This window comes from Actinomadura montaniterrae, from assembly GCF_008923365.1.
In the GTDB taxonomy this organism is placed as follows: Bacteria; Actinomycetota; Actinomycetes; order Streptosporangiales; family Streptosporangiaceae; genus Spirillospora; species Spirillospora montaniterrae.
On record NZ_WBMR01000113.1, the window covers coordinates 1 to 21722 of the forward strand.

The window sequence follows — 21722 nt, forward strand, 5'->3', positions numbered from 1 at the left end:
CGGGTTGCCGCCGGTGCCGGCGCCGAGACCGGCCGCGGGCCCGAAGTCGTCCTGGCGGAACGCGCCCCCGGCGGCGGGCGGCTCGGCGCCGGTGGTGGTGAGCGCGGCGAGCTGGCCGTGGCCCCCGGTGTCGCGGGAGCCGAGGCCGCGGGCGCCGACGCCCGCGGGCTCGCCGGGGGTGACCGCCGCGTCCGGCAGCACGACGAACGCGGTGAGCCCGCCGCCCTGCGCGGCCCGCAGCTCGACGCGGATGCCGTGCCGGACGGCCAGGCGGCCGACCACGAACAGGCCCATGCGGCGCGCCGCGGAGAAGTCGATGACGGGCGGGTTCGCCAGCCGCCAGTTGGCCTGCTCCAGCTCCTCGGGGGACATCCCCACGCCGTTGTCGGTGATCTGCAGCATGGAGCCGCCGCCGCTGAGCAGCTGCCCGGAGACGGTGACCTTGGTGTGCTCGGAGGAGAACACCAGGGCGTTCTCCACCAGCTCGGCGAGCAGGTGGACGAGGTCGTTGACGACGGGCCCGGCGACGGTCATGTCGCCCTGGACGCGCAGCGCGACCCGCTCGTACTGCTCGACCTCCGACAGCGAGGCGCGCACGACGTCGATCAGCGGGACGGGCTTGTTCCACCGGCGGGCCTGCTCCTGGCCGCCGAGGACCAGCAGGTTCTCGCAGTTGCGGCGCATGCGGGTGGCGAGGTGGTCCAGCCGGAACAGGCTGCCGAGCTGCTCCTCGTCGCGCTCGCTCTGCTCCAGCTCCTCGATCAGCCGCAGCTGCCGCTCGATCAGCGACTGGCTGCGCCGCGACAGGTTGACGAACATCGCGTTGATGTTGCCGCGCAGCACGGCCTCGTCGGCCGCCAGCCGGACCGCCTCGCGGTGGACCTCGTCGAAGGCGCGCGCGACCTGGCCGATCTCGTCGGTGGAGTCGATCTCGATCGGCGCGACCTCGATGCCGCCGGCGGCGGCCTCGGGGTCGCGGAGCCGGTCGACCAGGCCGGGCAGCCGGCTGCTGGCGACCTCCAGCGCGCCGGACTGCAGCCGCCGCAGCGGCCGCACCAGCGACCGGGCCATCACGATCGTGACCAGCAGGACGATGATCAGCAGCGCGGCGACCAGCGCCGAGTCGAGGATCGTCGCGTTGCGCGCGGCCGTGCCCTGCTCGTCGCTGTGCGCGTGGACGTCGCCGGCGAGCCTCTGCTCGACCTGGCGCATCTGGTCGACCATCGCGGTCATCGCGGTGCGCATCGCGCTCGCCGCGTGCGACGTGCGCAGGGAGGCGGGCAGCAGCCCGTTGTTGGCGCTCGCCGACGAGAGCACCCGCTGCCGCACGTCACGGGCCTGGTCGACCTTGGGGCCGACGACCGTGTCCTCGTACAGCTGGATCTGGTCCAGGGAGGCCGAGTCGCGGAAGGCCGCGAGCTCGCTGTCCTCCTGCGCGCGCGCAGCGGTGAGCTCGTTGAGCTCCTGGATGTCGAGCTGCTTGCTCCGCGCGCCGATGAGCAGCAGGGCCCGCTCCCGGGAGACCGCCTCCTTGGCGCGCGCGAGGGCGCCGAGCGCACGGACGGACTCCGCGAGCTTGTCGTCGGCCACGTTCTGGGCGATCCCGTCCAGGACCGACGTCAGCTCCCGGGTCGCCTCGGTGTACTTCTCGAGGACGATGAAGGGCGGGACCTTGGTGCCGACGACGAGGGAGCGCAGCGCCTTCAGCCCGTCCAGGCGGCTCTTCACCGTGGTGGCGTCGCGGACGGCCTCGGAACCGTAGGAGCCGTTGATCTTGTCGGTGTCCTCGAGCACCGGCCTGACCAGCGCGTCGGTCTTGCGCTGCTGCGTCTGCAGGGCCGGCAGGAGCGCGTCGGAGCGGCCGGCCGCGATGTACTCGACGGCCGCGTCGCGTTCGGCGATGAACTCCTGGACGAACCGGGTGATCTCCACGCCCACCTCGGCCATCTGCTCCACGCGGCCGTAGCTCTCCGCCTTGTCCACGGAGGTGGAGATCCGCAGGCCGGCCAGCACGACGGCGGCGACCGTGGGCACCAGGATCAGCACGATCAGGCGCTGGGGCACCCGCCAGTTCCGCAGCCGGAGCCGCCCGCCCGATCGCGGCGGACCGCCTGGCCGTGCCGGATGGTCCGACTGCACCTCGACGTCACCAGGCCGAGCACGGTCGCGACCCTCGTCGCTTGGTTGCATCCGCCGTCAACACCCTCTCCCTCACGATGCCGCACTCTCCGTGGCCTCATCGGCGCGAAGGGTCATGGCAACATCGTCTCGACCTCCGGCGCCCGATATTGCAGCACATCCATGGATATGCCGCAAAGGACCCTAGGGGAGTGGATAAGAACCGACAGGGCGATCGCGAGTTCATGCCCATATGTCCGTTTTCACGGTCACGGGACGTCACGGTGCGCACCCAGACGAAGCGCATTCGATCGATTACAGCCGGTGAACACACCTGCTCTCGCCGTTCCTTCCGCCGATCCGCCAGAACGGCGCGATCGCGACCCGAAAAGCCGATCACCCTCCGTATTCGCTTAGCAATGGATTGTCACAGCACCCGCGAGAAGCCCTTAACGGCAAGGGGAAAGCGCCACCCGCCGCGGCTATTCGACGCGTTATCGAATCGAATCCGCGGGCCCATACCGATCGGTAACCATCGGCGGCCCGTCCCCCGCCCCCGGCACCCCGTCCACGACCCTCACCAGGAATGACGCCGGGGAAGCGGCGCGGCCGATCGGTCCACTGAAGGACACAAGAGAGTCACGCAATTCAGACCCAAACCCCCTAAGACGCCCAGTCCGCGATACTCTCCCGACGCACGTGATCTTCAGGCACGGCGGGAGAGGTGGCCGCAGTCGTTCCCCTGGCTCATGAGCCCTGGCCTGCCCAAGCCCTGCCGAAGCAACTTCCCCCGTGAGTTAAGGAGTGCCCGATGCGGCAATCCAGACGTCTTCTGGCGCTGGTCAGCGCCCTCGCCCTCGTCACGTCCCTGGCCGCAGGCTGCGGAGGTTCGGACGACTCCGGCGGCGGCAACGGCCTGGAGAAGAAGGACATGAAGGTCGCCTCGCTGCCCCTGGTGGACGGCGCGGCGCTCTACATCGCCCAGAAGCAGGGCCTCTTCAAGGCCGAGGGCCTCAACGTCAAGATCGTCCCGGTGGCGCAGAGCATCAAGGCGCTGCCGGCGCTGAAGAACGGCGAGGTCGACGCGATCGCCGGCGCCAACTACGTCTCCTTCCTGCAGGCCAACGAGCAGGGCGCGATCAAGCTGAGCGTGCTCGCCGAGGCCGCCACGCTGACCTCCAACATGATGAACGTGGTGGTCATGCCCAACTCCAAGATCAAGACCGCGAAGGACCTGGAGGGCAAGAAGGTCGCGGTCAACATCCTGAACAACATCCAGGGCCTCACCCTGGACTCGATCCTCAAGGCCAACAACGTCGACCCGAAGAAGGTCAACTACGTCGCGGTCCCGTTCCCGCAGATGGCCGCCGCGCTGCAGAAGGGGCAGGTCGACGCGATCCACACCGTCGAGCCGTTCCTGTCCGACACCGAGAAGAAGCTCGGCGCCCGCGTCGTCGTCGACGGCGGCAGCGAGCCGGTCACCGGCATGCCGATCAGCGGTTTCGTGAGCACCCAGGAGTTCACGAAGAAGAACCCCAAGACCGCGGCGGCGTTCCAGCGCGCGATCATCAAGGCGCAGAAGATCGCCTCGCAGGACCGCAAGCGCGTCGAGGAGGTGCTGCCCGGCTACGCCAAGATCGACCCGCAGGTCGCCTCGGTCATCACGCTGCCCGGCTACCCCACCTCGCTGAGCACCACCCGGATGCAGCAGATCGTGGACCTGATGACCTCGGCGGGCCTGCTGAAGCAGAAGCCCGACCTGAAGTCCATCCTCTTCCAGCCGACGTCGTGACGGCAGGACGCTGATCCGCTCATGGCACACGAGCCGACGCCGCCCCGCGGCCTCTCCCGCCCAGGAAAGTGGGCGCGGGGGGCCGCCGGGGTGGCGGTCCTGTTCCTGGCGAGCGAGGCCCTCGGCCGAGCCGGGATTGTGGACCGTTCCTATCTGCCCCCCGCATCCAGCGTCACCGCCCGCGCGTTCGAGCTCTTCGGCGACCCCGACTTCCTGTTCAACGTGCGCGTCACCCTCACGGCGTGGGCGCTCGGGATGCTGTTCGCGATCGCGATCGCGGTCCCGCTCGGGCTGCTGCTCGGCAGCGTCCCGGCGGTCAACACCGCGGTCCGCGCCATCGTCGAGTTCCTGCGGCCGATCCCCTCGGTCGCCCTCATCCCCCTCGCGGCGCTGCTCCTCGGCTCCGGCCTGAAGATGGAGGTGCCGCTCATCGTCTACGCCTCCAGCTGGCCCATCCTCTTCAACACCATGTACGGGCTGGACGACGTCGACCCGACGGCGAAGGAGACGCTGCGCAGCTTCGGCTTCGGCCGGATCCAGGTGCTGCTGCGGGTCTCGCTGCCGAGCGCCGCGCCGTTCATCGCCACGGGCGTGCGGCTGGCCGCGTCGATCGCCCTCATCCTCGCCGTCGGCACCGAGATCCTCTCCGGCTTCGGCGACGGCCTCGGCATGTTCATCGCGCAGGCCGGCAACGTCCCCGACGGCACCCGCGACGTCCTCGCCGGGACGGTGTGGGCCGGCTGCATCGGCCTCATCATCGACACCGTCCTGGTGCAGGCCGAGAACCGCGTGTTCCACTGGCACAAGGCGCAGAGGAGTGGTGCATCGTGACCGCGGCGACGCTCACCGCCGGCCCGGCCCGCGGCGCCCGCGGCGGCGCGGCCGCCCGGGTCGTCCGCGGGGTGCTGCACCGGCTGCTGCCCCTCGTCGTCCTCGTGGCGTGCTGGGAGGGGGCCACCCGGGCCTCCGGCAGCGTGTTCTTCCCGCCCCCCTCCAAGATCGTCAAGCGGATGCGGGAGATGTGGCTGTCCGGCCCGCCGAGCCACCTGTACTTCAGCGCCGAGGCGGGCGACTCCATCGCGCCGAGCCTCGGCCGGATGGCGCTGGCGCTCGTGCTGTCGGTGATCGCGGGCGTCGTCCTCGGCATCGCGCTCGGCCGCTCGGAGCGGGTGCTCGCCTACCTGCAGCCGCTGATGCAGTTCGCCCGCGTGATCCCGCCGCCGACCCTGGTGCCGGTGTTCATCGTGCTGTTCAAGCTCGGCACCGAGATGCAGGTCGCCTCGATCGTCTTCAGCGCGATCTGGCCCGTCCTGCTCAACACCGCGGACGGCGCGCGCAGCGTCGACCCGATGCAGATGGCGACCGCCGAGGCGTTCCGGTTCTCCGCGGCGGACCGGATCCGGTACGTCATCATCCCCGCGTCGCTGCCCAAGATCTTCGCCGGGCTGCGGCTCGCCCTGTCCCTGTCCCTGATCCTGATGGTCTTCTCCGAGCTGCTGCCCGGCACGTCCGACGGGCTCGGCTTCGAGCTGACGAACGCGCAGAGCCAGTCCGACCTGCCGACCATCTGGTCGGTGATCGTGCTGCTCGGCGTCCTCGGCTACCTGTTCAACACGATTCTGCTCGCGGTGGAACGGCGTGTCCTGTCCTGGCACCGCGGGGCGCGAAAGGCGGATTCATGACGACCGAGCTCACGGTCCGGGAGGCGTTCTTCGACTTCTGCCGGAGGGTGGGGATGACCACCGTCTTCGGCAACCCCGGCTCGACCGAGCTGCGGATGTTCCGCGACTTCCCCGGCGACTTCGAGTACGTGCTGGCGCTGCAGGAGACCGTCGCGGTCGCCGCGGCCGCGGGCCACTCGCTCGGCACCGGCAACGCGACGCTGGTCAGCCTGCACTCGGCGGGCGGCGTCGGCCACTCGCTCGGCGCGGTCTTCAACGCCTACCGCGACCGGGTGCCGGTCGTCATCATCGCCGGCCAGCAGTCGCGCGCGATGCTGCCGGCCCACCCGTTCCTCGGCGCGGACGAGCCGGCGCTGTTCCCCCGCCCCTACGTCAAGTGGAGCCGGCAGCCCGAGCGCGCCGAGGACGTGCCCGCCGCGCTCGCCGAGGCGTACCGGGTCGCGATGACGCCGCCGCGCGGGCCGGTGTTCCTCTCCGTCCCCGAGGACGACTGGGAGCACCTCGCCGAGCCCGTCCCGGACCGCGAGGTCCGCAGCGACTTCACCGCCTCCCCCGCCGCGCTCCGCGAGGTGGCCGAGGCGCTGAACGGGGCCGCGAACCCGGTCATCATCGTCGGCTCCGGCGTCGAGGACGAGGACGCGCTGCCCGGCGTGCTGGCGCTCGCCGAGCGGACCGGCGCGCCGGTCTGGATCAGCCCGCTGTCGGGGCGGTCCGGGTTCCCCGAGGACCACGCGCTGTTCCGCGGCTTCCTGCCGCCCGTCCGGAACCAGCTGTCGGCGCGGCTGGAGGGCCACGACGTCATCCTGGCGCTCGGCGCGCCGATCTTCACCTACCACGTGTACAGCGAGGGCCCCGTCATCCCGGCCGGGTCGCGGCTGTTCCACTTCGACTGCGACCCGTCGCAGACCGCGTGGGCGCCGGTCGGCACCAGCGTGCTGACGACGATCGCCGCGGGCGTGTCCGGCCTGCTGGAGCTGGTCGACAAGGCCGACCGGCCGCTCCCCGAGCCGCTCGAGCGGCTCGCGAAGCCCGCCGCGACCGACCCGATCGACGCGGCGCTGGTCGTCGAGACGCTGCGGGAGCGGATGCCCGAAGACGCGGTCATCGTCGAGGAGATCCCGAGCTACCGGGACATGTTCCACGCCCGGCTGCCGATCACCCGGCCCGGCGGCTTCCTCACCACCGGCAGCGGCGCCCTCGGCTGGGGCCTGCCGGTCGCCGTCGGGCGCGCCCTCGCCGGGTCGGGCGAGCGGATCGTCTGCGTCATCGGCGACGGCGCGATCATGTACTCGGTGCAGGGGCTCTGGACGGCCGTGCAGCACAACGCGCCGATGACGGTCGTCGTCCTGAACAACCAGGGCTACGGCGCGGTCAAGGCGCTCGGCCGCCGCATCGAGATGGACAGCGTCCCGGGCACCGACCTGCCCGGCATCGAGTTCGTCACGCTCGCGCAGGGGTTCGGCTGCGCGGGCCGGACCGTCACGAGCGCGGCGGACCTGGACGGCGCGCTGGCGGAGGGCCTCGCGCACGACGGGCCGTACGTCATCGACGTCCGCGTCGCGGCCGACAACGCCGCCCTCTACGACGAGCCAGGGACACGGTGAACGCGATGCTGGAGATCTCCGGACTGGGCCACGCCTACGGGACGCACCGCGTCCTGGAGGGCATCGACCTGAAGGTCGGCGAGGGCGAGCTGGTCACGATCGTCGGGCCCTCCGGGTGCGGCAAGTCGACGCTGCTGCGCTGCATCGCCGGCCTCGTCCCGCCGACCGAGGGCAAGGTCGTGCTGAAGGGCGCGCCCATCGACGGCGTGCCCGACGACCTCGCCGTGGTGTTCCAGGACTACAGCCGCTCGCTGCTGCCGTGGCTGACCGTCCGCGACAACGTCGCGCTGCCGCTGCGCCGCCGCGGGCTCGGCAAGGCCGAACGCCGCGCGCAGGCCGTCAAGGCGCTCGCGTCCGTCGGCTTGGAGGACGCGGCGGGCAAGTACCCGTGGCAGCTGTCGGGCGGCATGCAGCAGCGCGTGTCGATCGCCCGGGCGCTGGCCTACAAGCCGACGCTGATGCTGATGGACGAGCCGTTCGGGTCGGTCGACGCGCAGACCCGCGAGGACCTGGAGGACCTCGTCCTTCAGGTGCACCGGGCCGAGGGCATGACGATCCTGCTCGTCACGCACGACATCGACGAGAGCGTCTACCTGGGCGACCGGGTCGTGGTGCTGGCCCGCAACCCCGGCCGGGTCCGCGACGAGCTGCCGGTGACGCTGCCGGCCGGCCGGGACCAGATCGGCACCCGCGCCGACGCCGAGTTCGTGCGGCTGCGGGCCGAGGTGGGACGGCTCGTCCGCGGCGTCGTCAAGGACTCCGAACCGCCGGACGCCACGGACGCCGAGGACGCCGACGCCGAGGCCGTCGCCACCGCCGTGGAGGAGCCCGCGAAGAAGTAGCGCACGTCCCGAGGGGCCCCGGTCGCGTGGCGGCCGGGGCCCCTGTCTTTCCGCGCGCCGAACCGCGGAACAATCCTGTTCACAATTTTCTCCCCATATCACCACATACGCCACATTTCTCCCGCGATCAGGCAGGCGATGCGCTACGCTCCCCGCACTCGTTGAAAGATCAGTTTCATGCCGGCTGCCCCTCCCGCAATGGAGCGTCGCCCATGTCCGCCACCCTCCCCCGCGCCGTCCTCGGCGGCGCGCTCGCCGTCGCGGTCGCGCTCTCGGCCACCGCGTGCGGCGGCTCGGACGACAAGAAATCGGCCAACGGGCTCGAGGAGTCCACGATCACCGTCGGCACCATGACGATCGCCGACACCGCGCCGCTGCAGATCGCGATCCAGAAGGGCCTGTTCAAGGCCGAGGGACTGACCGTGAAGACCCGCGTCGTCAGCGGCGGCGCCGAGGCGATCCCGCTGCTGAAGAGCGGCCAGCTCGACATCACCTTCGGCAACTACGTGTCGCTGTTCACCGCGGCGTCCAAGGACCCCGGCTTCAAGCCGAAGGTCGTCGCCGACGGCTTCCAGGGCGCGCCGAAGACCCACACGCTGATGGTCCGCGGCGACTCCCCCTACCGCACCATCAAGGACCTGGCCGGGAAGAAGATCGGCGTCAACACCAAGCGCAACGTCAGCACGCTGCTGGTGCGCGCCGCCGGGCAGGCGCAGGGCGTCACCTTCGACGAGGACAAGAACTTCGTGGAGATCCCGCCGCCGAACATGCAGGCGGCGCTGAAGAACAAGAGCGTCGACGCCGTCCAGGCGATCGAGCCGTTCGGCACGCAGATGCAGCGGTCGATGGGCGCGCGGATGCTCGCCGACCTGTCCAGCGGGCCGACCGCGCAGTTCCCGATGGCCGGGTACGCCGCGATGGCGAAGTTCGCGAACAAGAACCCCAAGACGGTCGCCGCGTTCCAGCGCGCGCTCGTCAAAGGCGAGGGCATGGCCGCCGACCGCAAGCTCGTCGAGCAGATCCTGCCGACCTACGCCAAGGGGATCGACGCGAGCGTGGCCGCCGCCATGAGCTACGGCACCTACCCGACGTCGCTCGACGCGACCCGGCTCCAGCGGGTGCCGGACGTCATGCAGCAGTTCGGGTACATCTCCAAGAAGATGGACGTGAAGCCGCTGCTGCTGACCGCGGCTTCATGACCCCTCGCCGCATCCTCCTCGGCGCGGCCGGGGCGGTCGTGGTGGTCGGCGTGCTCGAGGCGGTCAGCCGCTCCGGCCTCGTGGACGAGACCTCCCTCCCCCCGGCCTCGACCGTGCTGAAGGAGGCCGGGAAGCTGGCCGTGGACCGCGAGTTCCTGGTGGACGTCGGCGCGACGGTGCGCGAGTGGCTGCTCGGGCTGCTGCTCGCGGTGCTGGCCGCGGTGCCGCTCGGGGTGCTGCTCGGCTCGGTGCCGCTGCTCGGCACCGCCTCCCGCGCGCTGGTCGAGCTGTGCCGGCCCGTCCCATCGGTCGCGCTGATCCCGCTGGCGACCCTGCTGTTCAGCTCGCCGGCGCAGACGAACATGTCGCTGATCTTCTACGCCTGCCTGTGGCCGATCCTCGTCAACACGCTGTACGCGCTGCGCGACGTCGACCCGGTCGCCAAGGACACGCTGCGCGCGTTCGGGTCCTCGACGCCGGCGGTGCTGTGGCGGGTGTCGCTGCCGAGCGCGGCCCCGTTCATCGCCACCGGCGTGCGGATCGCCGCCTCCGTCGCCCTCGTCGTGCTGATCAGCACGGAGCTGCTGGTCGGCGGCGACAACGGCATCGGCATCTACCTGACCGAGACGCAGCAGGGCGGCGGGCGCACCGACCTGATGCTGGCCGGCGCCTGCTGGGCCGGGGTGCTCGGGCTGCTCGCCAACACCGCGCTGATCGCGCTGGAGCGGGTGGCGTTCCGCTGGCACGCCGCGCGGGTGGAGGGGATCGCATGAGGATCGGCCGACCGGCCCGCGGGCTCGCCGAGCGGGTGTGGCTCGTCGCGCTCGCCGCGGTCGTCTGGCAGGTCGTCACGTCCGCGGTGGACGAGACGTACTTCCCGCCCCCCACGAAGATCATCGAGGCGCTGCACGAGGTGTGGTTCTCCGGGCCCGCCTCGCACGCGTTCCTCACCGGGAACGCGGTGGACGACTTCTCCAGCAGCCTCGCGCACCTGTTCACCGGGTGGGCCGCCGCCGGCGCGGCCGGGGTGGCGATCGGCGCCGCGATCGGCCGGTCCCGGGTGCTGAACAACCTGCTGGACCCGGTGCTGCAGTTCCTGCGCGCCGTCCCGCCACCGACGCTGGTGCCGTTCTTCATCGTGGTGTTCCAGATCGGCGCCACGATGCAGATCGTCACGATCGCGTTCGGGGTGGTGTGGCCGGTGCTGCTGAACACCGCCGACGGCGTCCGCGCGGTGGACCCGCTGCAGCTCGACACCGCGCGGGTGTTCGGCATCTCCCGGCCGCGCCGGCTGCTGCTGATCATCCTGCCGGCGGCGGCGCCGAAGATCTTCGCGGGGCTGCGCGTCGCGCTGTCGTTCGCGCTGATCCTCATGGTGCTGTCGGAGATCGTCGGCAGCACCACCGGCATCGGCGCCGAGCTGCTGGACGCGCAGCGCGCGTTCGAGCTGCCCACCATGTGGGCCGGGATCGTCATGCTCGGCGTCCTCGGCCTGCTGTTCAACGGAGCCTTCATGCTCCTCGAACGGCGGCTGCTGGCGTGGCACACCGGCGCGCAGCGGCTGGCGAACTGACCCCCGACAGGAAAGGCGTCCGCGATGCTCCGGATCACCGGCCTCACGCACACCTACACCGGCGGGCACACGGCGCTCGACGGGCTCGACCTCACCGTCCCGGACGGGCAGCTGCTCAGCATCGTCGGCCCGTCCGGGTGCGGCAAGTCCACGCTGCTGCGCTGCATCGCCGGGCTGATCCGGCCGACCGGCGGCACCCTGGAGATGGACGGCGCGCCGGTCGACGGCGTGCCCGACGACCTCGCCGTGGTGTTCCAGGACTACAGCCGCTCGCTGTTCCCGTGGCTGACCGTCCGCGACAACGTGGCGATGCCGCTGCGCCGGCGCGGCGGGTCCAGGGCCGAGCGCCGCGCCGCCGCCGACGAGGCGCTGGAGTCGGTCGGCCTGCACGACGCGGCCCGCAAGTACCCGTGGCAGCTGTCGGGCGGCATGCAGCAGCGCGTGTCGATCGCGCGGGCCCTGGCGTACCGGCCGCGGCTGATGCTGATGGACGAGCCGTTCGGGTCGGTGGACGCGCAGACCCGCGAGGACCTCGAGGACCTCGTGCTGGGCGTGCACCGCACCGGGAAGATGACGATCCTGCTGGTCACCCACGACATCGACGAGAGCGTCTACGTCGGCGACCGGGTGGTCGTGCTGAACCGGTCGCCGGCCCGCGTACACGCCGACATCCCGGTGGGGCTGCCCGCGTCCCGGGACCAGATCGAGACCCGCGGGCTGCCGGAGTTCGTCCGGCTGCGCGCGGAGGTCGGCCGGCTGGTCCGCGGCGGCGCCCGCGTCCCGGGGGCCGCGCCCGCGGACGGTCTCACCGCGGACGGGCCCACCGCGGACGGTCCCGCCGCGGACGGCGGGCCGGATCCGGACGGCGAACCGGAGACGGGCGCCGGATAAGAGATCATGAGTGCATGCGCGTACTCATCGCCGGGGCCGGGATCTGCGGGCTCACCACCGCGTTGAGCCTGCACGAGGCCGGGATCGAGGCGCTCGTGGTGGACGCGGCGCGGCGGCTGCGGCCGCTCGGCGTCGGCATCAACCTGCTGCCGCACGCGGTCCGCGAGCTCACCGAGCTGGGCCTCGGCGACGACCTCGCCGACATCGGCGTCCCGACCGCGGAGATGGTGCATTTCGACCGGTTCGGCGGGCGGATCTGGGCCGATCCGCGCGGCCGCGCCCTCGGCTACGACTGGCCGCAGTACTCCGTCCACCGGGGCGAGCTGCAGATGGCGCTGCTCGACGCGGTGCTGTCCCGGCTCGGCAAGGACGCCGTCCGCACCGGCACGATGCTGGAGGGCTTCGAGCAGGACGGCGGGCGGGTCCGGGCGCGGCTGCTGGACCGGGCGTCCGGGACCGCCGAGACGGTGGAGGCGGACGTGCTGGTCGGCGCCGACGGCCTGCACTCCACCGTCCGCGCGCAGCTGTACCCGGACGAGCCCGCGCCGCTGTGGAACGGCATCCGGATGTGGCGCGGCGTCACCGAGTCCGAGCCGTTCCTCACCGGCCGGACCCTGGCCGTCGCGGGCAGCAACGCCGCGGCGAAGATGGTCGTCTACCCGATCTCGATGCGCGCGGAGCGGCGCGGGCGGGCCCTGCTGAACTGGGTGGCGGAGGTCAAGCTCGAAGGGGACCGGCGCGCCGGTGCCGCCGACTGGAACCGGAAGGGGCGGCTGGAGGACGTCCTCCCCCACTTCGCGGACTGGACGTTCGGCTGGCTCGACGTCCCGGCGCTGATCAAGGGCACCGCGGAGATCCTGGAGTACCCGATGGTGGACCGGGAGCCGCTGGACCGCTGGACGTTCGGCCGGGTCACCCTGGCCGGCGACGCAGCGCACCCGATGTACCCGATCGGGTCCAACGGCGGCTCGCAGGCCGTCCTGGACGCGCGCGTGCTGGCGTACGAGCTTGCCCGCGCCGCCGACCCCGGCGACGGCCTGCTGGCGTACGAGCGGGAGCGCCGCGAGACGGCCAACGCGGTCGTGCTGGCCTGCCGCGACATGCCGGCGGAGCGGATCCTGCGGATGGTGAGCGAGCGGGCGCCGGACGGCTTCGACGCGATCGAGGACGTCCTGACCGCGGAGGAGCTGGCGAGGCTGACGGGCGCCTACCGCAAGACGTCGTTCATCGACGCGGAGGCGCTCAACGGCCGCCCGTCGTACTCGGTCGTCCGCTGAGCGGCCGCCGGCCTCGGGTTCAGTGCCCGGCGGTGGTCACGGCGGCCAGCAGCGAGGCGACGGCGCGGGTCGCGCGGTCGTACAGCGACGGGTCGTCGTGGAGCAGGGCGTGGGCGGCGCCGGTGCGGCAGACCGCGTCCAGCTCGAAGGCGAGCTGCGGGACGTCGGCGGACGCGTCGATCTCGCCGCGGTCGCGCGCCTCGCGCAGGCAGCGCTCCAGCAGGGCGCGCCAGTCACGCTGGGACGCGGCGATGGCGTCGCGGACGCGGCCGGGCCGGGCGTCGAACTCGGCCATCGTGGAGTGGAAGAAGCAGCCGCCGGGGAAGACCGGCTGCCGCTGGTAGCGCTGCCAGGCCTCGAGGAGGGCGCGGACGCGGCCGAGCCCCTCGGGGACGACCAGGGCGGGCTCGACGACGTGCTCGCGGAACACCTCGACGGCCTTGGCGACGGTCGCGAGCTGCAGCTCCTCCTTGGAGCCGAAGTGCGTGAAGACGCCGCTCTTGCTGATCCGCAGCTCGGTGGCGAGCCGGCCGATCGACAGGCCCTCCAGGCCCTCGGCGGAGGCGATGTGGGCGGCGCGGCCGAGGATGACCGCGCGCGTCCGCTCGCCCTTGAGGACGCGTCCGTCGGTGCTCACGCCGACTAATCTGCACGACCGTTCGTACAAAGTCAATCCGGCCAACCCCTTGACGAGAGCTGCCTTCACAGAAGAGTGTACGACCGTTCGTTCTTTTTGGAGGCCCCTTCCATGACCGCCACCACGGCACCGCCCCTCTCGGCGGGCGCGCGGCGGGACGTGCCCTGGCTCGCCGCCGGCGCGACCTTCCTGGCCATGCTCGACGCCACCGTCGCCAACCTCGCCGTCCCCGACCTGCACGCCGACTTCCCGGACGCCTCGCTGTCCGGCCTGACCTGGATCGTCACCCTCTACGCGGTGCTGTTCGCGGCGCTGCTCGCGCCCGCCGGGCGCCTCGCCGACCTCGTCGGCCGCCGCTCGCTCTACCTGTGGGGCACCGGCCTGTTCACGCTCGCGTCGCTGGCCTGCGCCGCCGCGCCGAACGTCGCCGTCCTGCTCGCGACCCGCGGCGTGCAGGGCGCCGCCGCGGCCGCGATGATCCCCGCGTCGCTCGCGCTGCTGCTGCACGACACGCCCGCCACGCGGCGCGCGGGCGCCATCGGGCTGTGGAGCGCCGCGGGCGCGTTCGCCGCCGCCGTCGGCCCCGGCCTCGGCGGGCTGCTCGTCGACGGGTTCGGCTGGCGGGCGCTGTTCGTCATCAACGTCCCGTTCGGCCTGGCGATGCTGGTCGGCGGGCTGCGCCTGCCGCGCACCGCCGGCGCCGCCGGGCGGCTGCCCGACCTCGCCGGGACGGTCCTGCTCGGCGCCGGCGTCGGCGGCGTCGCGCTCGGCGTCACCCAGGCCGGCGACTGGTCCTGGACCGACGCCCGCACGCTCGCGCTGCTGCTCGGCGGCGCCGTCCTCGTGGCCCTCGCGCTGTGGCGGTCGGCGCGGCACCCCGTGCCCGCCCTGGAGATCGGGATGTGGCGCGCCCGCGGGTTCGCCCTCGCCAACGCCGCCTCGTTCCTATACGGGACGGCGCTGTACTCCTGGCTGCTGCTCGGTGTCCTGTACCTGACCGGCGAATGGCACTACTCGATCCTCAAGGCCGGGCTCGCCTCGACGCCCGGCGCGTTCACCGCCACCGCCGCCGCGGTCGCCATGGGCCGTCTCACCGGCCGCATCGGCGTCCGCCCCGCCGTGTCCGGCGGCGCCCTGATCATGGTCGCGGCGGGGATCTGGGCGGTCGCCGGGCTGCCCGCCGAACCGCACTTCCTCACCTTCTGGCTGCCGCTCGGCCTGCTCGCCGGGACGGGCATGGGGATGGTCACCACCGGCACCGCGTCGGGCGCCGCGCTGTCGGCCGGCCCGCAGCGCTTCGCGGGCGCGACCGGCCTCAACACCACCGCCCGCCAGCTCGGCGGCGCGCTCGGCATCGCCGCGCTCGCCGCGATGCTGCCGGACCGCGCCGTGCACGGCGACTACACCGCGATCTACCTGTTCTGCACCCTCGCCGCCGCGGGCGCCGGCCTCGCGGGGGCGTTCCTGACCGTCCGTCCGAGCACGTCCTGATGGGAGACGCCATGACCGGTACGACCTCCGCCGGAACAACGCTGACCGAGGAGACGGACCCGGCCGTCCTGCCCGCCGCCGAGGCCGCCGCCCTGCTGGTCGGCGCCCCCTGGACGAGGATGGTGACGATCGGCGACAGCGTCGCCGAAGGCGTCCGCGACCCCGTGCCCGGTTACCGCGACCTGTCGTGGACGGACCGCGTCGAGGAGGCTCTGCGCGCGGTGAGCGGCGGCTTCGCCGCGCTGAACCTCGCCCGCCGCGACCTCGTCGCCGCCCAGGTCGCGGCCGGGCAGCTCGCGCCCGCGCTGGAGTTCGGGCCCGACCTGGCGTTCGTGGTGGCGGGCGGCAACGACATGCTCCGCCCGCACTTCGACGAGGACGAGGTGCGTCGCGAGCTGGCCGCGATGGTCGCCGCGTTCCGGTCCGCCGGCGCGGACGTCGTCACGATCGGGCTGCTGGACATCACCGCCGCCGGGCTCGGCCCCGCCCGCTTCCGGGAGGTGCTGTCGGCGCGGACGCGGCGGCTGAACGCGCTGACCGCCGAGGTCGCCGCCGAGCACGGCGCCTGCCACGTCGACAACCCGCCCGGCCATCCCGTGGCGGCCGACCCCGGCATCTACAGCGCCGACCAGCTGCACCTCAACGCCCGGGGCCACGCGTTCGCCGCCGCGAACACCGTCCGCGCGCTCGCCGCTCACTTGGCGTCGGCGTAGCGGTCCACCACCGCGATCTCCATCGGGAAGGCGACGGGCGTCGCGCCGAACAGCAGCCGGCGCGCCTCCTCGGCGGACGCGCGGACGGCCTCGCTCACCGCCTCCGCGAGCTCCGCCGGGGCGTGCACGATGACCTCGTCGTGCTGGAAGAAGACCAGGCGCGGCGGGCCGAGCGCGGTGAGGCGGCGGCGCAGCGAGCCGAGCAGCGCGAGGGCCCAGTCGGCCGCCGTCGCCTGCACGACGAAGTTGCGGGTGAAGCGGCCCCGGCTGCGCAGCGCCTGCGCGGCCGTCGCCGGACGGCGCGCCCCGTCCGGCGGCGCCGCGGGAGCCGCCTGGCCCGGGTCGCGCTCGTCGTCGCCGGCCAGGGTCAGCTCCCGCCAGCCCGCCGACGGCGGCGGGCACGTCCGGCCGAGCAGCGACCGGACGAGCCTGCCGCGCTCCCCCGCGCGCGCGGCGGCCTCGACGTACTCGAACGCGTCAGGGAACCGGCTCTTCAGCACACCGAGCAGCTGCACCGCCTCGCCCGTGCCGCCGCCGTACATCGCCGACAGCAGCGCCAGCTTCGCCTTCGCGCGCGCGGACAGCCCGCCCGTCGCCTCGTCCGAGCGGAACGCGTCGGACAGCGCCTCGTAGAGGTCGCCGTGGGCCGCGGCGTCGGCGAACGCGCGGTCGCCCGCGAGAGCCGCGAGGACGCGCGGCTCCAACTGCGCCGCGTCCGCCACCACCAGGCACCAGCCGGGATCGGCGACGACGGCCCTGCGCAGCACGCGCGGGATCTGCAGCGCTCCCCCGCCGTTGGTCGCCCACCGCCCGGACACCACGCCGCCCACCACGTACTCGGGCCGGAACCGCCCGTCGCGCACCCACGTGTCGAGCCACGCCCAGCCGTGCGCGGCGTGCAGCCGCGCGAGCTCCTTGTACTCCAGCAGCAGCGGCACCGCCGGATGGTCGACGCGCTTCAGCACGTGCGCGCGGGTCGACGGGATCGGCAGGCCCGCCGCCGCGAACGCCTTGAGGATCTGCGCCGGCGAGTCGGGGTTGACGTGCGTGCGGGGGCCGAACGCGGCGCCGATCCGGTCGGCGAGCTCCTGCAGCCGGCGCGGCCGCAGCCCGCCGGACGGGCGCGGGCCGAGCAGCTCGGTGAGCAGCGCGTCGTGCTCGGCGGCCGACCAGGGCAGCCCGTCGTGGCCCAGCTCGGCGGCCACCAGCGACCCGGCGGACTCGGCGGCGGCGAGCAGCGCGAACCCGTCCAGCCCGGCGATGGCGCGCTGCTGCGCGGCGTGCACCTCGACGATCCGCCCGAGGTCGTCGGACGGCGCCGCCCGCTCGCCGGCGTCGTCGTCGCCGAACAGCGGTGCCTGCGCGGACGCCGCCTCGTGCGCCGGCGGCGGGTCGGGCGGGACGGGCCGCCCGTGCAGCCGCGCCCACGCCGCCGCGACCGAGCGCGGCTCCCCGTAGCGGCCCGCGTGCCCCAGCAGCAGGTTCTCGACGAGTTCGAGGTCGTGGCAGCGCGCGACCCGCACGCCGGCGCGCAGCAGCCGCGGGTACAGCCGGGCGCCGGACGCCCACACCCAGCGCGGCGCCGCCTCGCGCTCGCGCGCGGCGATCTCGCCGGCCAGGTCGGCGACGGCGTACGCGGGCCCGGCGGGCGTGCCGTCCTCCGCCAGCGGCCGCAGCTCGCCCCCGTCCCCCGCCCCGGCGGCCACCGCGATCCTCACCCGCCCATTCTCGCGCGCACCTATGACAGAACCCCCTCCGCGGGAGGCGGAGGGGGTTCGGAGCCGTTCCAGGAGGCCAGGGCCGCGGCCCCCTTGCGGGGTTGGAGCGGGTCAGGCCGCGCGACGGTCAGGCCGCGCGACCCTCAGGTCACGCGACGGTCAGGTCACGCGACCAGGGAGACCTGCTGGCCCGCCGGGGTGTCGCCGTAGCGGTCGACGACCTTGTTGATCTGGATCTGGTAGTACAGCACGCCGAAGCCGAGGATGCCGAGCAGGAAGCCCATGCCCCCGCTGCAGGTGGCGGGCAGGCCCGCGGCGCGCTGCGCCTGGGCGATGCGCCCGCCGAGCTTGCACCACACCACCAGCGGCCAGATGCCGAGGGTGATCCAGCCGAAGATCATCGACAGCAGCGCGCCGGTGGCGGCGTCGTCGATGCGGCGGTCGTACTGGTGCAGCTCGTTGTGGACCTTGAACATCCACACGAGCCCGTAGACGCCGAGCGTGATCATCGGCAGCCCGAGCCAGGCGCCGACGGGGTTGCGGCGCTTCATGTTGGCGCCCGCGCCGCGGGCGACGGCCTGCTGCTGTTGCTGTGCCGGGGCGGGCGAGTAGCCGCCCTGGTAGGCCTGCTGCTGTTGCTGCTGCTGCTGGTAAGGCTGGCCCTGACCCTGCTGGGGGTAACTCATCGAGTCGCTCTCCTGTGGACGCGGTCGTTCTCCGGCCGACCGTCCGTTACCGGTCACCTGTTCGGTGAGCTGAGACTGTAACGGCATTACGGCACGTCGCGCGGCAAATCGACGCATTTTGTCGACATTTCTGGCGGATTCTCCAATCCGCCCGCCACTCCCGCCTCACCGGAGCGGGATCGTCACCTCGTCCTCGACCGGCGGAGCCGCCTCCTGGTCGCCGCAGCCGGTCGCCGCGAAGCAGCGGACCCGGAGCTCCGACGCGGTCACGTCCAGCCGCAGGAAGCTCTTGAAGAACGGCGGGCTGTCCCAGTCCGCCATCTCCGAGCGGAACCGCTGCGGCATCTTGCGGACCGGCAGCCGCAGGAAGCGCGGACGGCGCCGCCCGCCCCGCGGCACGCCCAGCACGAACGCGACGAACCGGGCCCGGCGGGACGGCTGGAGCCCGTCGTAGGTACGTCCCGGCACGATCCCCACCCGCGACCGGATGACGGCCGTGGCCTCCTCCGGGGTGAGGTCGAACAGCCCCGGCATCCGGGTCCAGCGCCCGTACAGCTGGCTGTAGCGCGACAGCGAGTCGCCCCGCAGCGGGTAGCAGCGGAAGTCCTTCTCCTCGACCACGTCCGCGCGCGGGATCGTATGCGTCGCGTGCATGAACGCGCCGCCGCCGCCCGACACGAGGTACTGGATGACGCGTCCCGTCGCGTCGACCTTCACCGGGTAGCGCTGGTAGTTGTGGATGTCGCCGCCGACCGCGAGCACGTAGTTGTGCGCCGGGTCCCGGACGATCTCGTCGACCGTCCCGCCGCCCTCGATCGGCCCCGGGTGGTGCTCGTCGTCCACGTACAGCGGCTTGCCGGTGACCAGCATCTTGGGCTTGGGACCCGCGGACACCTCGCGCAGCCATTCGCCCTGTTCGCGGTCGATGCCGCCGAGGATCCCGGTGTCGATGCCGATGATGCGCAGCGAGGGCGTGTCGATCGCCCAGTACGGCCCGGGCTGGACGGCCTGCTGCCCGGGCGCGCCCCGGTACAGCGAGCGGGCCTCCGCGAGCGCGCGCCGATCGACGTTCCCGGAGTGCCGCCAGAACAGGCGCGGGATGAACGAGAGCGGCCCGCGCCAGTGCGGCGCGCAGTCCGCGTCCAGGCCGCAGAAGATGTGCAGGAAGCCGCGGAGGCCGTCGTACCAGTCGTGGTTGCCGGGGACGGCGTAAATGGGCGCGGGATAGTCCCGGTAGGGCCGGTAGAACTTCTCGGGGTAGTCGCCCGCGTCACCGGTCGGATAGATGACGTCGCTGGCGACGACCATGAAGTCGGTGCCGGCGGTGGCGTGCAGCAGCGGCGGCACGACGGCGTACTGCGACCGGTCGCCCTCCCCCGTGTCGCCCAGGAGGGCGAAGGAGAACTCCTCCTCCGAGCGGTGGACGGTGAACGCGGCGGGCGTCCCGCGTTCGCGCAGCGCGGCGACGGCCCGGCGGCGGATCGCGTTGGACGGGTCGCCGAACAGCCGCGCGACCACGTCGTTGCGGGACCGCCACAGCACCTTCGGGCGGCGCCAGGAGAAGTCCGGGACGTGCTCGGGCAGCAGGTCCCGGAACGTGCCCGGCTTGCCGCACGCCCATCCGGCGCCCGCCTCGGACGCGCGGGAGTTCTCGGGGGCGGCGGCTTGCTCGGCGCACAAGGGGGGCCTCCGGCAGGGGGTGAAGGGGGTGCCTCCAGCCTGTCCGCAGGCGATCTCGGGCGTCAAGCAACACGGCCCGCCGGAAGGGGCGTGTCGCTTATGCCGGGGCGCTCAGGTTGGGGGCGCTCATATGCCGCCGCGCTTACGCGGCGCCGAAGGCGCGCGGGTCGCCGGACGGGACGATCTCGCGGCCGAGGGGCAGCAACGAGATCGGGATCAGCTTGAAGTTGGCGATGCCGAACGGGATGCCGATGATCGTGACGCAGAGCGCGATCCCGGTGAACAGGTGGCCGAGGGCGAGCCACCAGCCCGCGACGATCAGCCAGATGACGTTCCCGATCGCCGAGCCCGCGCCGGCGTCGCGCCGGCGCGCCACCGTGTAGCCGAACGGCCAGAGCGTGTACATCGCGATCCGGAACGCGGCGATGCCGAACGGGATCGTGATGATGAGCACGCAGCAGATGAGGCCCGCGACCGCGTATCCGATCGCCAGCCAGAGGCCCGAGAAGACGAGCCAGATCACGTTGAGGAGGGTGCGCACGCGCTCAGCCTAGGCGTGCGCCACCCGCGCGGGAACGGGGCGCGCCGGGGCGGGGGCGGCGGGAGCGGTGAGGCTCCGGATCGGCACGGGGCGGGCCGGACCGAGCCGGAACCGGACCGTGGTGGGCGCCGGCGCCACCCCCAGAGACGCCGGCGCCACCACGCGGAGGGCGCCTGCGGCCATCATGAGTCCCCCCAGAACGGCGAGCGATCGCCTTCTCATGATGCCTCCACAGACGACCCCAAGGTCCCGAAAGCGGGACGTAATTGACGCTATACGGAGGGCCGTAATGGGTGTGTAAACCACCCCAAACGAGCGTCCAAAAACCGTGGATCTTGCGTCTGTGCAGGTCAGAACAGTTATTTTCGCGACCCGGATCGGCGGGTCACGGGGCCAGGACGTGGAGCGCCCCGGGCATCACCTTCGCGGTCACCGGCAGCACGCCCGGCAGCTCCCCGTCCGCGCCGTAGGGCAGCGTCCGGCCGGGCGGCCCGGCCAGCTCGATCCGCACCTCCCGGCCGCGCAGCACCTCCACCTGGGGCCGGCGGACGTGCGTGCCGGCCTCCAGCTCCCGCATCACCGCGAAGAACAGCGTCCGGGGGGCGTCGCGGACCAGCACCACGTCGAGCAGGCCGTCGTCCACCCGGGCGTCCGGCGCGATGTGCTTGCCGAACCCGTAGTAGCCGGAGTTCGCGGCGACGACGGTGTAGCCCTCGCGGCGGTGCTCCTCGCCGTCCACGATCACCCGGTAGTCGGCCGCGCGCCAGGAGACGATCGCGCGCAGCGCCCCGACGTAGTAGGCCGCCGAGCCGCGCAGCAGCCGGGTCTTGTTGGCGTTGGCGTTGGCGACGGCGTCCACCCCGGCGTAGACGCTGCCGAGCACGGGCGTGCCGTTGGCCTCGATCGCGTCGACCGCGCGGGGCTCCCCGTCGAGCAGCAGCGGGGCGAGCAGCTCCGGGTCGGACGGGACGCCGAGCTGGCGGGCGAAGTCGTTGCCGCGCCCGGCGGGCACGATGCCGAAGACGGCGTCCGTGCCGGCGAGCGCGCCGCCGACGCAGCCGATCATGCCGTCGCCGCCGACGCCGAGCACGACCCGGCCGGCCGCGGCGGCGTCGCGGGCGACGGTGTGCGCGTGGTCCAGGCCGCGGCTGTACTCGACGGCGACCTCGGCGCCGGCCTCGCGCAGCAGCCGGGCGAGCGGGATCAGCGAGGACGCGGACGCCGACCCGCCGGCGGCCGGGTTGACGATCGCGGTGAACGCGCGCGAGGTGGTCATGG

General features: G+C 73.0%; 19 protein-coding genes. 12 read left to right on the forward strand and 7 right to left on the reverse strand.

The annotated features are described in order from the left end of the window. Positions 1 to 2064 (reverse strand): sensor histidine kinase (locus F9B16_RS30525; RefSeq protein ID WP_192809071.1); only part of this gene is annotated, 2064 nt, incomplete at its 3' end. An 865-nt stretch (positions 2065 to 2929) separates the two neighbouring features. Here F9B16_RS30525 and F9B16_RS30530 point away from each other — a divergent pair. The 10 genes from F9B16_RS30530 (at position 2930) to F9B16_RS30575 (ending at position 12978) form a co-directional block, all read left to right on the forward strand. Beyond that, positions 2930 to 3910 carry an ABC transporter substrate-binding protein gene (locus tag F9B16_RS30530; protein ID WP_151543675.1) on the forward strand — a complete coding sequence of 327 codons (981 nt, stop codon included), beginning with the start codon at positions 2930 to 2932 and terminating at the stop codon, positions 3908 to 3910. A 21-nt stretch (positions 3911 to 3931) separates the two neighbouring features. Then, positions 3932 to 4741 (forward strand): ABC transporter permease, encoded by an 810-nt coding sequence (locus F9B16_RS30535; RefSeq protein ID WP_151543676.1) that lies wholly within the window; start codon positions 3932 to 3934, stop codon positions 4739 to 4741. Continuing rightward, entirely contained in the window at positions 4738 to 5592 is an 855-nt protein-coding gene (locus tag F9B16_RS30540) for an ABC transporter permease (protein ID WP_151543677.1), read from the forward strand. The genes F9B16_RS30535 and F9B16_RS30540 overlap by 4 nt, the downstream gene beginning before the upstream one ends. Further along, positions 5589 to 7196 (forward strand): benzoylformate decarboxylase, encoded by a 1608-nt coding sequence (gene mdlC, locus F9B16_RS30545; RefSeq protein WP_151543678.1) that lies wholly within the window; start codon positions 5589 to 5591, stop codon positions 7194 to 7196. Before F9B16_RS30540 ends, mdlC begins: the two co-directional genes overlap by 4 nt. Positions 7197 to 7201: 5 nt before the next feature. Next, positions 7202 to 8038: an ABC transporter ATP-binding protein gene (locus F9B16_RS30550; RefSeq protein WP_151543679.1), complete on the forward strand. Its 837-nt coding sequence runs from the start codon at positions 7202 to 7204 to the stop codon at positions 8036 to 8038. A 212-nt stretch (positions 8039 to 8250) separates the two neighbouring features. Then, complete coding sequence (locus F9B16_RS30555; protein ID WP_151543680.1) at positions 8251 to 9237, forward strand: ABC transporter substrate-binding protein; 987 nt, start codon at positions 8251 to 8253, stop codon at positions 9235 to 9237. After that, positions 9234 to 10010: an ABC transporter permease gene (locus F9B16_RS30560; RefSeq protein ID WP_151543681.1), complete on the forward strand. Its 777-nt coding sequence runs from the start codon at positions 9234 to 9236 to the stop codon at positions 10008 to 10010. The genes F9B16_RS30555 and F9B16_RS30560 overlap by 4 nt, the downstream gene beginning before the upstream one ends. Then, positions 10007 to 10810, forward strand: coding sequence for an ABC transporter permease (locus F9B16_RS30565; RefSeq protein ID WP_151543682.1), 804 nt, complete (start codon positions 10007 to 10009; stop codon positions 10808 to 10810). The genes F9B16_RS30560 and F9B16_RS30565 overlap by 4 nt, the downstream gene beginning before the upstream one ends. Positions 10811 to 10834: 24 nt before the next feature. Next, positions 10835 to 11701, forward strand: coding sequence for an ABC transporter ATP-binding protein (locus F9B16_RS30570; RefSeq protein ID WP_151543683.1), 867 nt, complete (start codon positions 10835 to 10837; stop codon positions 11699 to 11701). A gap of 14 nt (positions 11702 to 11715) precedes the next feature. Beyond that, positions 11716 to 12978, forward strand: coding sequence for a flavin-dependent oxidoreductase (locus F9B16_RS30575; protein ID WP_151543684.1), 1263 nt, complete (start codon positions 11716 to 11718; stop codon positions 12976 to 12978). A gap of 19 nt (positions 12979 to 12997) precedes the next feature. Here F9B16_RS30575 and F9B16_RS30580 read toward each other — a convergent pair whose 3' ends face one another. Then, the gene (locus tag F9B16_RS30580; protein WP_151543685.1) at positions 12998 to 13615 is read right to left on the reverse strand and encodes a TetR/AcrR family transcriptional regulator; all 618 of its coding nucleotides are present in this window, start codon (positions 13613 to 13615) and stop codon (positions 12998 to 13000) included. 111 nt (positions 13616 to 13726) lie between these two features. Here F9B16_RS30580 and F9B16_RS30585 point away from each other — a divergent pair, with 111 nt between their 5' ends. Continuing rightward, complete coding sequence (locus F9B16_RS30585; RefSeq protein WP_151543686.1) at positions 13727 to 15106, forward strand: MFS transporter; 1380 nt, start codon at positions 13727 to 13729, stop codon at positions 15104 to 15106. An 11-nt stretch (positions 15107 to 15117) separates the two neighbouring features. Next, positions 15118 to 15819, forward strand: a complete 702-nt coding sequence (locus tag F9B16_RS30590; RefSeq protein WP_151543687.1) for an SGNH/GDSL hydrolase family protein — start codon at positions 15118 to 15120, stop codon at positions 15817 to 15819. Here F9B16_RS30590 and F9B16_RS30595 read toward each other — a convergent pair. The 5 genes from F9B16_RS30595 to F9B16_RS30615 form a co-directional block, all read right to left on the reverse strand. Further along, the gene (locus F9B16_RS30595) at positions 15801 to 17537 is read right to left on the reverse strand and encodes a bifunctional 3'-5' exonuclease/DNA polymerase (RefSeq protein WP_151543688.1); all 1737 of its coding nucleotides are present in this window, start codon (positions 17535 to 17537) and stop codon (positions 15801 to 15803) included. The two genes, F9B16_RS30590 and F9B16_RS30595, sit on opposite strands and share 19 nt — an antisense overlap. A 164-nt stretch (positions 17538 to 17701) precedes the next feature. After that, positions 17702 to 18223 carry a DUF4234 domain-containing protein gene (locus F9B16_RS30600; RefSeq protein ID WP_151543689.1) on the reverse strand — a complete coding sequence of 174 codons (522 nt, stop codon included), beginning with the start codon at positions 18221 to 18223 and terminating at the stop codon, positions 17702 to 17704. 165 nt (positions 18224 to 18388) lie between these two features. Further along, positions 18389 to 19903, reverse strand: coding sequence for a metallophosphoesterase family protein (locus F9B16_RS30605; protein WP_151543690.1), 1515 nt, complete (start codon positions 19901 to 19903; stop codon positions 18389 to 18391). A gap of 142 nt (positions 19904 to 20045) precedes the next feature. Next, a complete protein-coding gene (locus tag F9B16_RS30610) occupies positions 20046 to 20444 on the reverse strand; it encodes a YccF domain-containing protein (protein ID WP_151543691.1) in 399 nt (132 codons plus the stop codon). Positions 20445 to 20829: 385 nt separating this feature from the next. Then, a complete protein-coding gene (locus F9B16_RS30615; RefSeq protein WP_151543692.1) occupies positions 20830 to 21720 on the reverse strand; it encodes a diacylglycerol/lipid kinase family protein in 891 nt (296 codons plus the stop codon). Positions 21721 to 21722 lie beyond the last annotated feature (2 nt).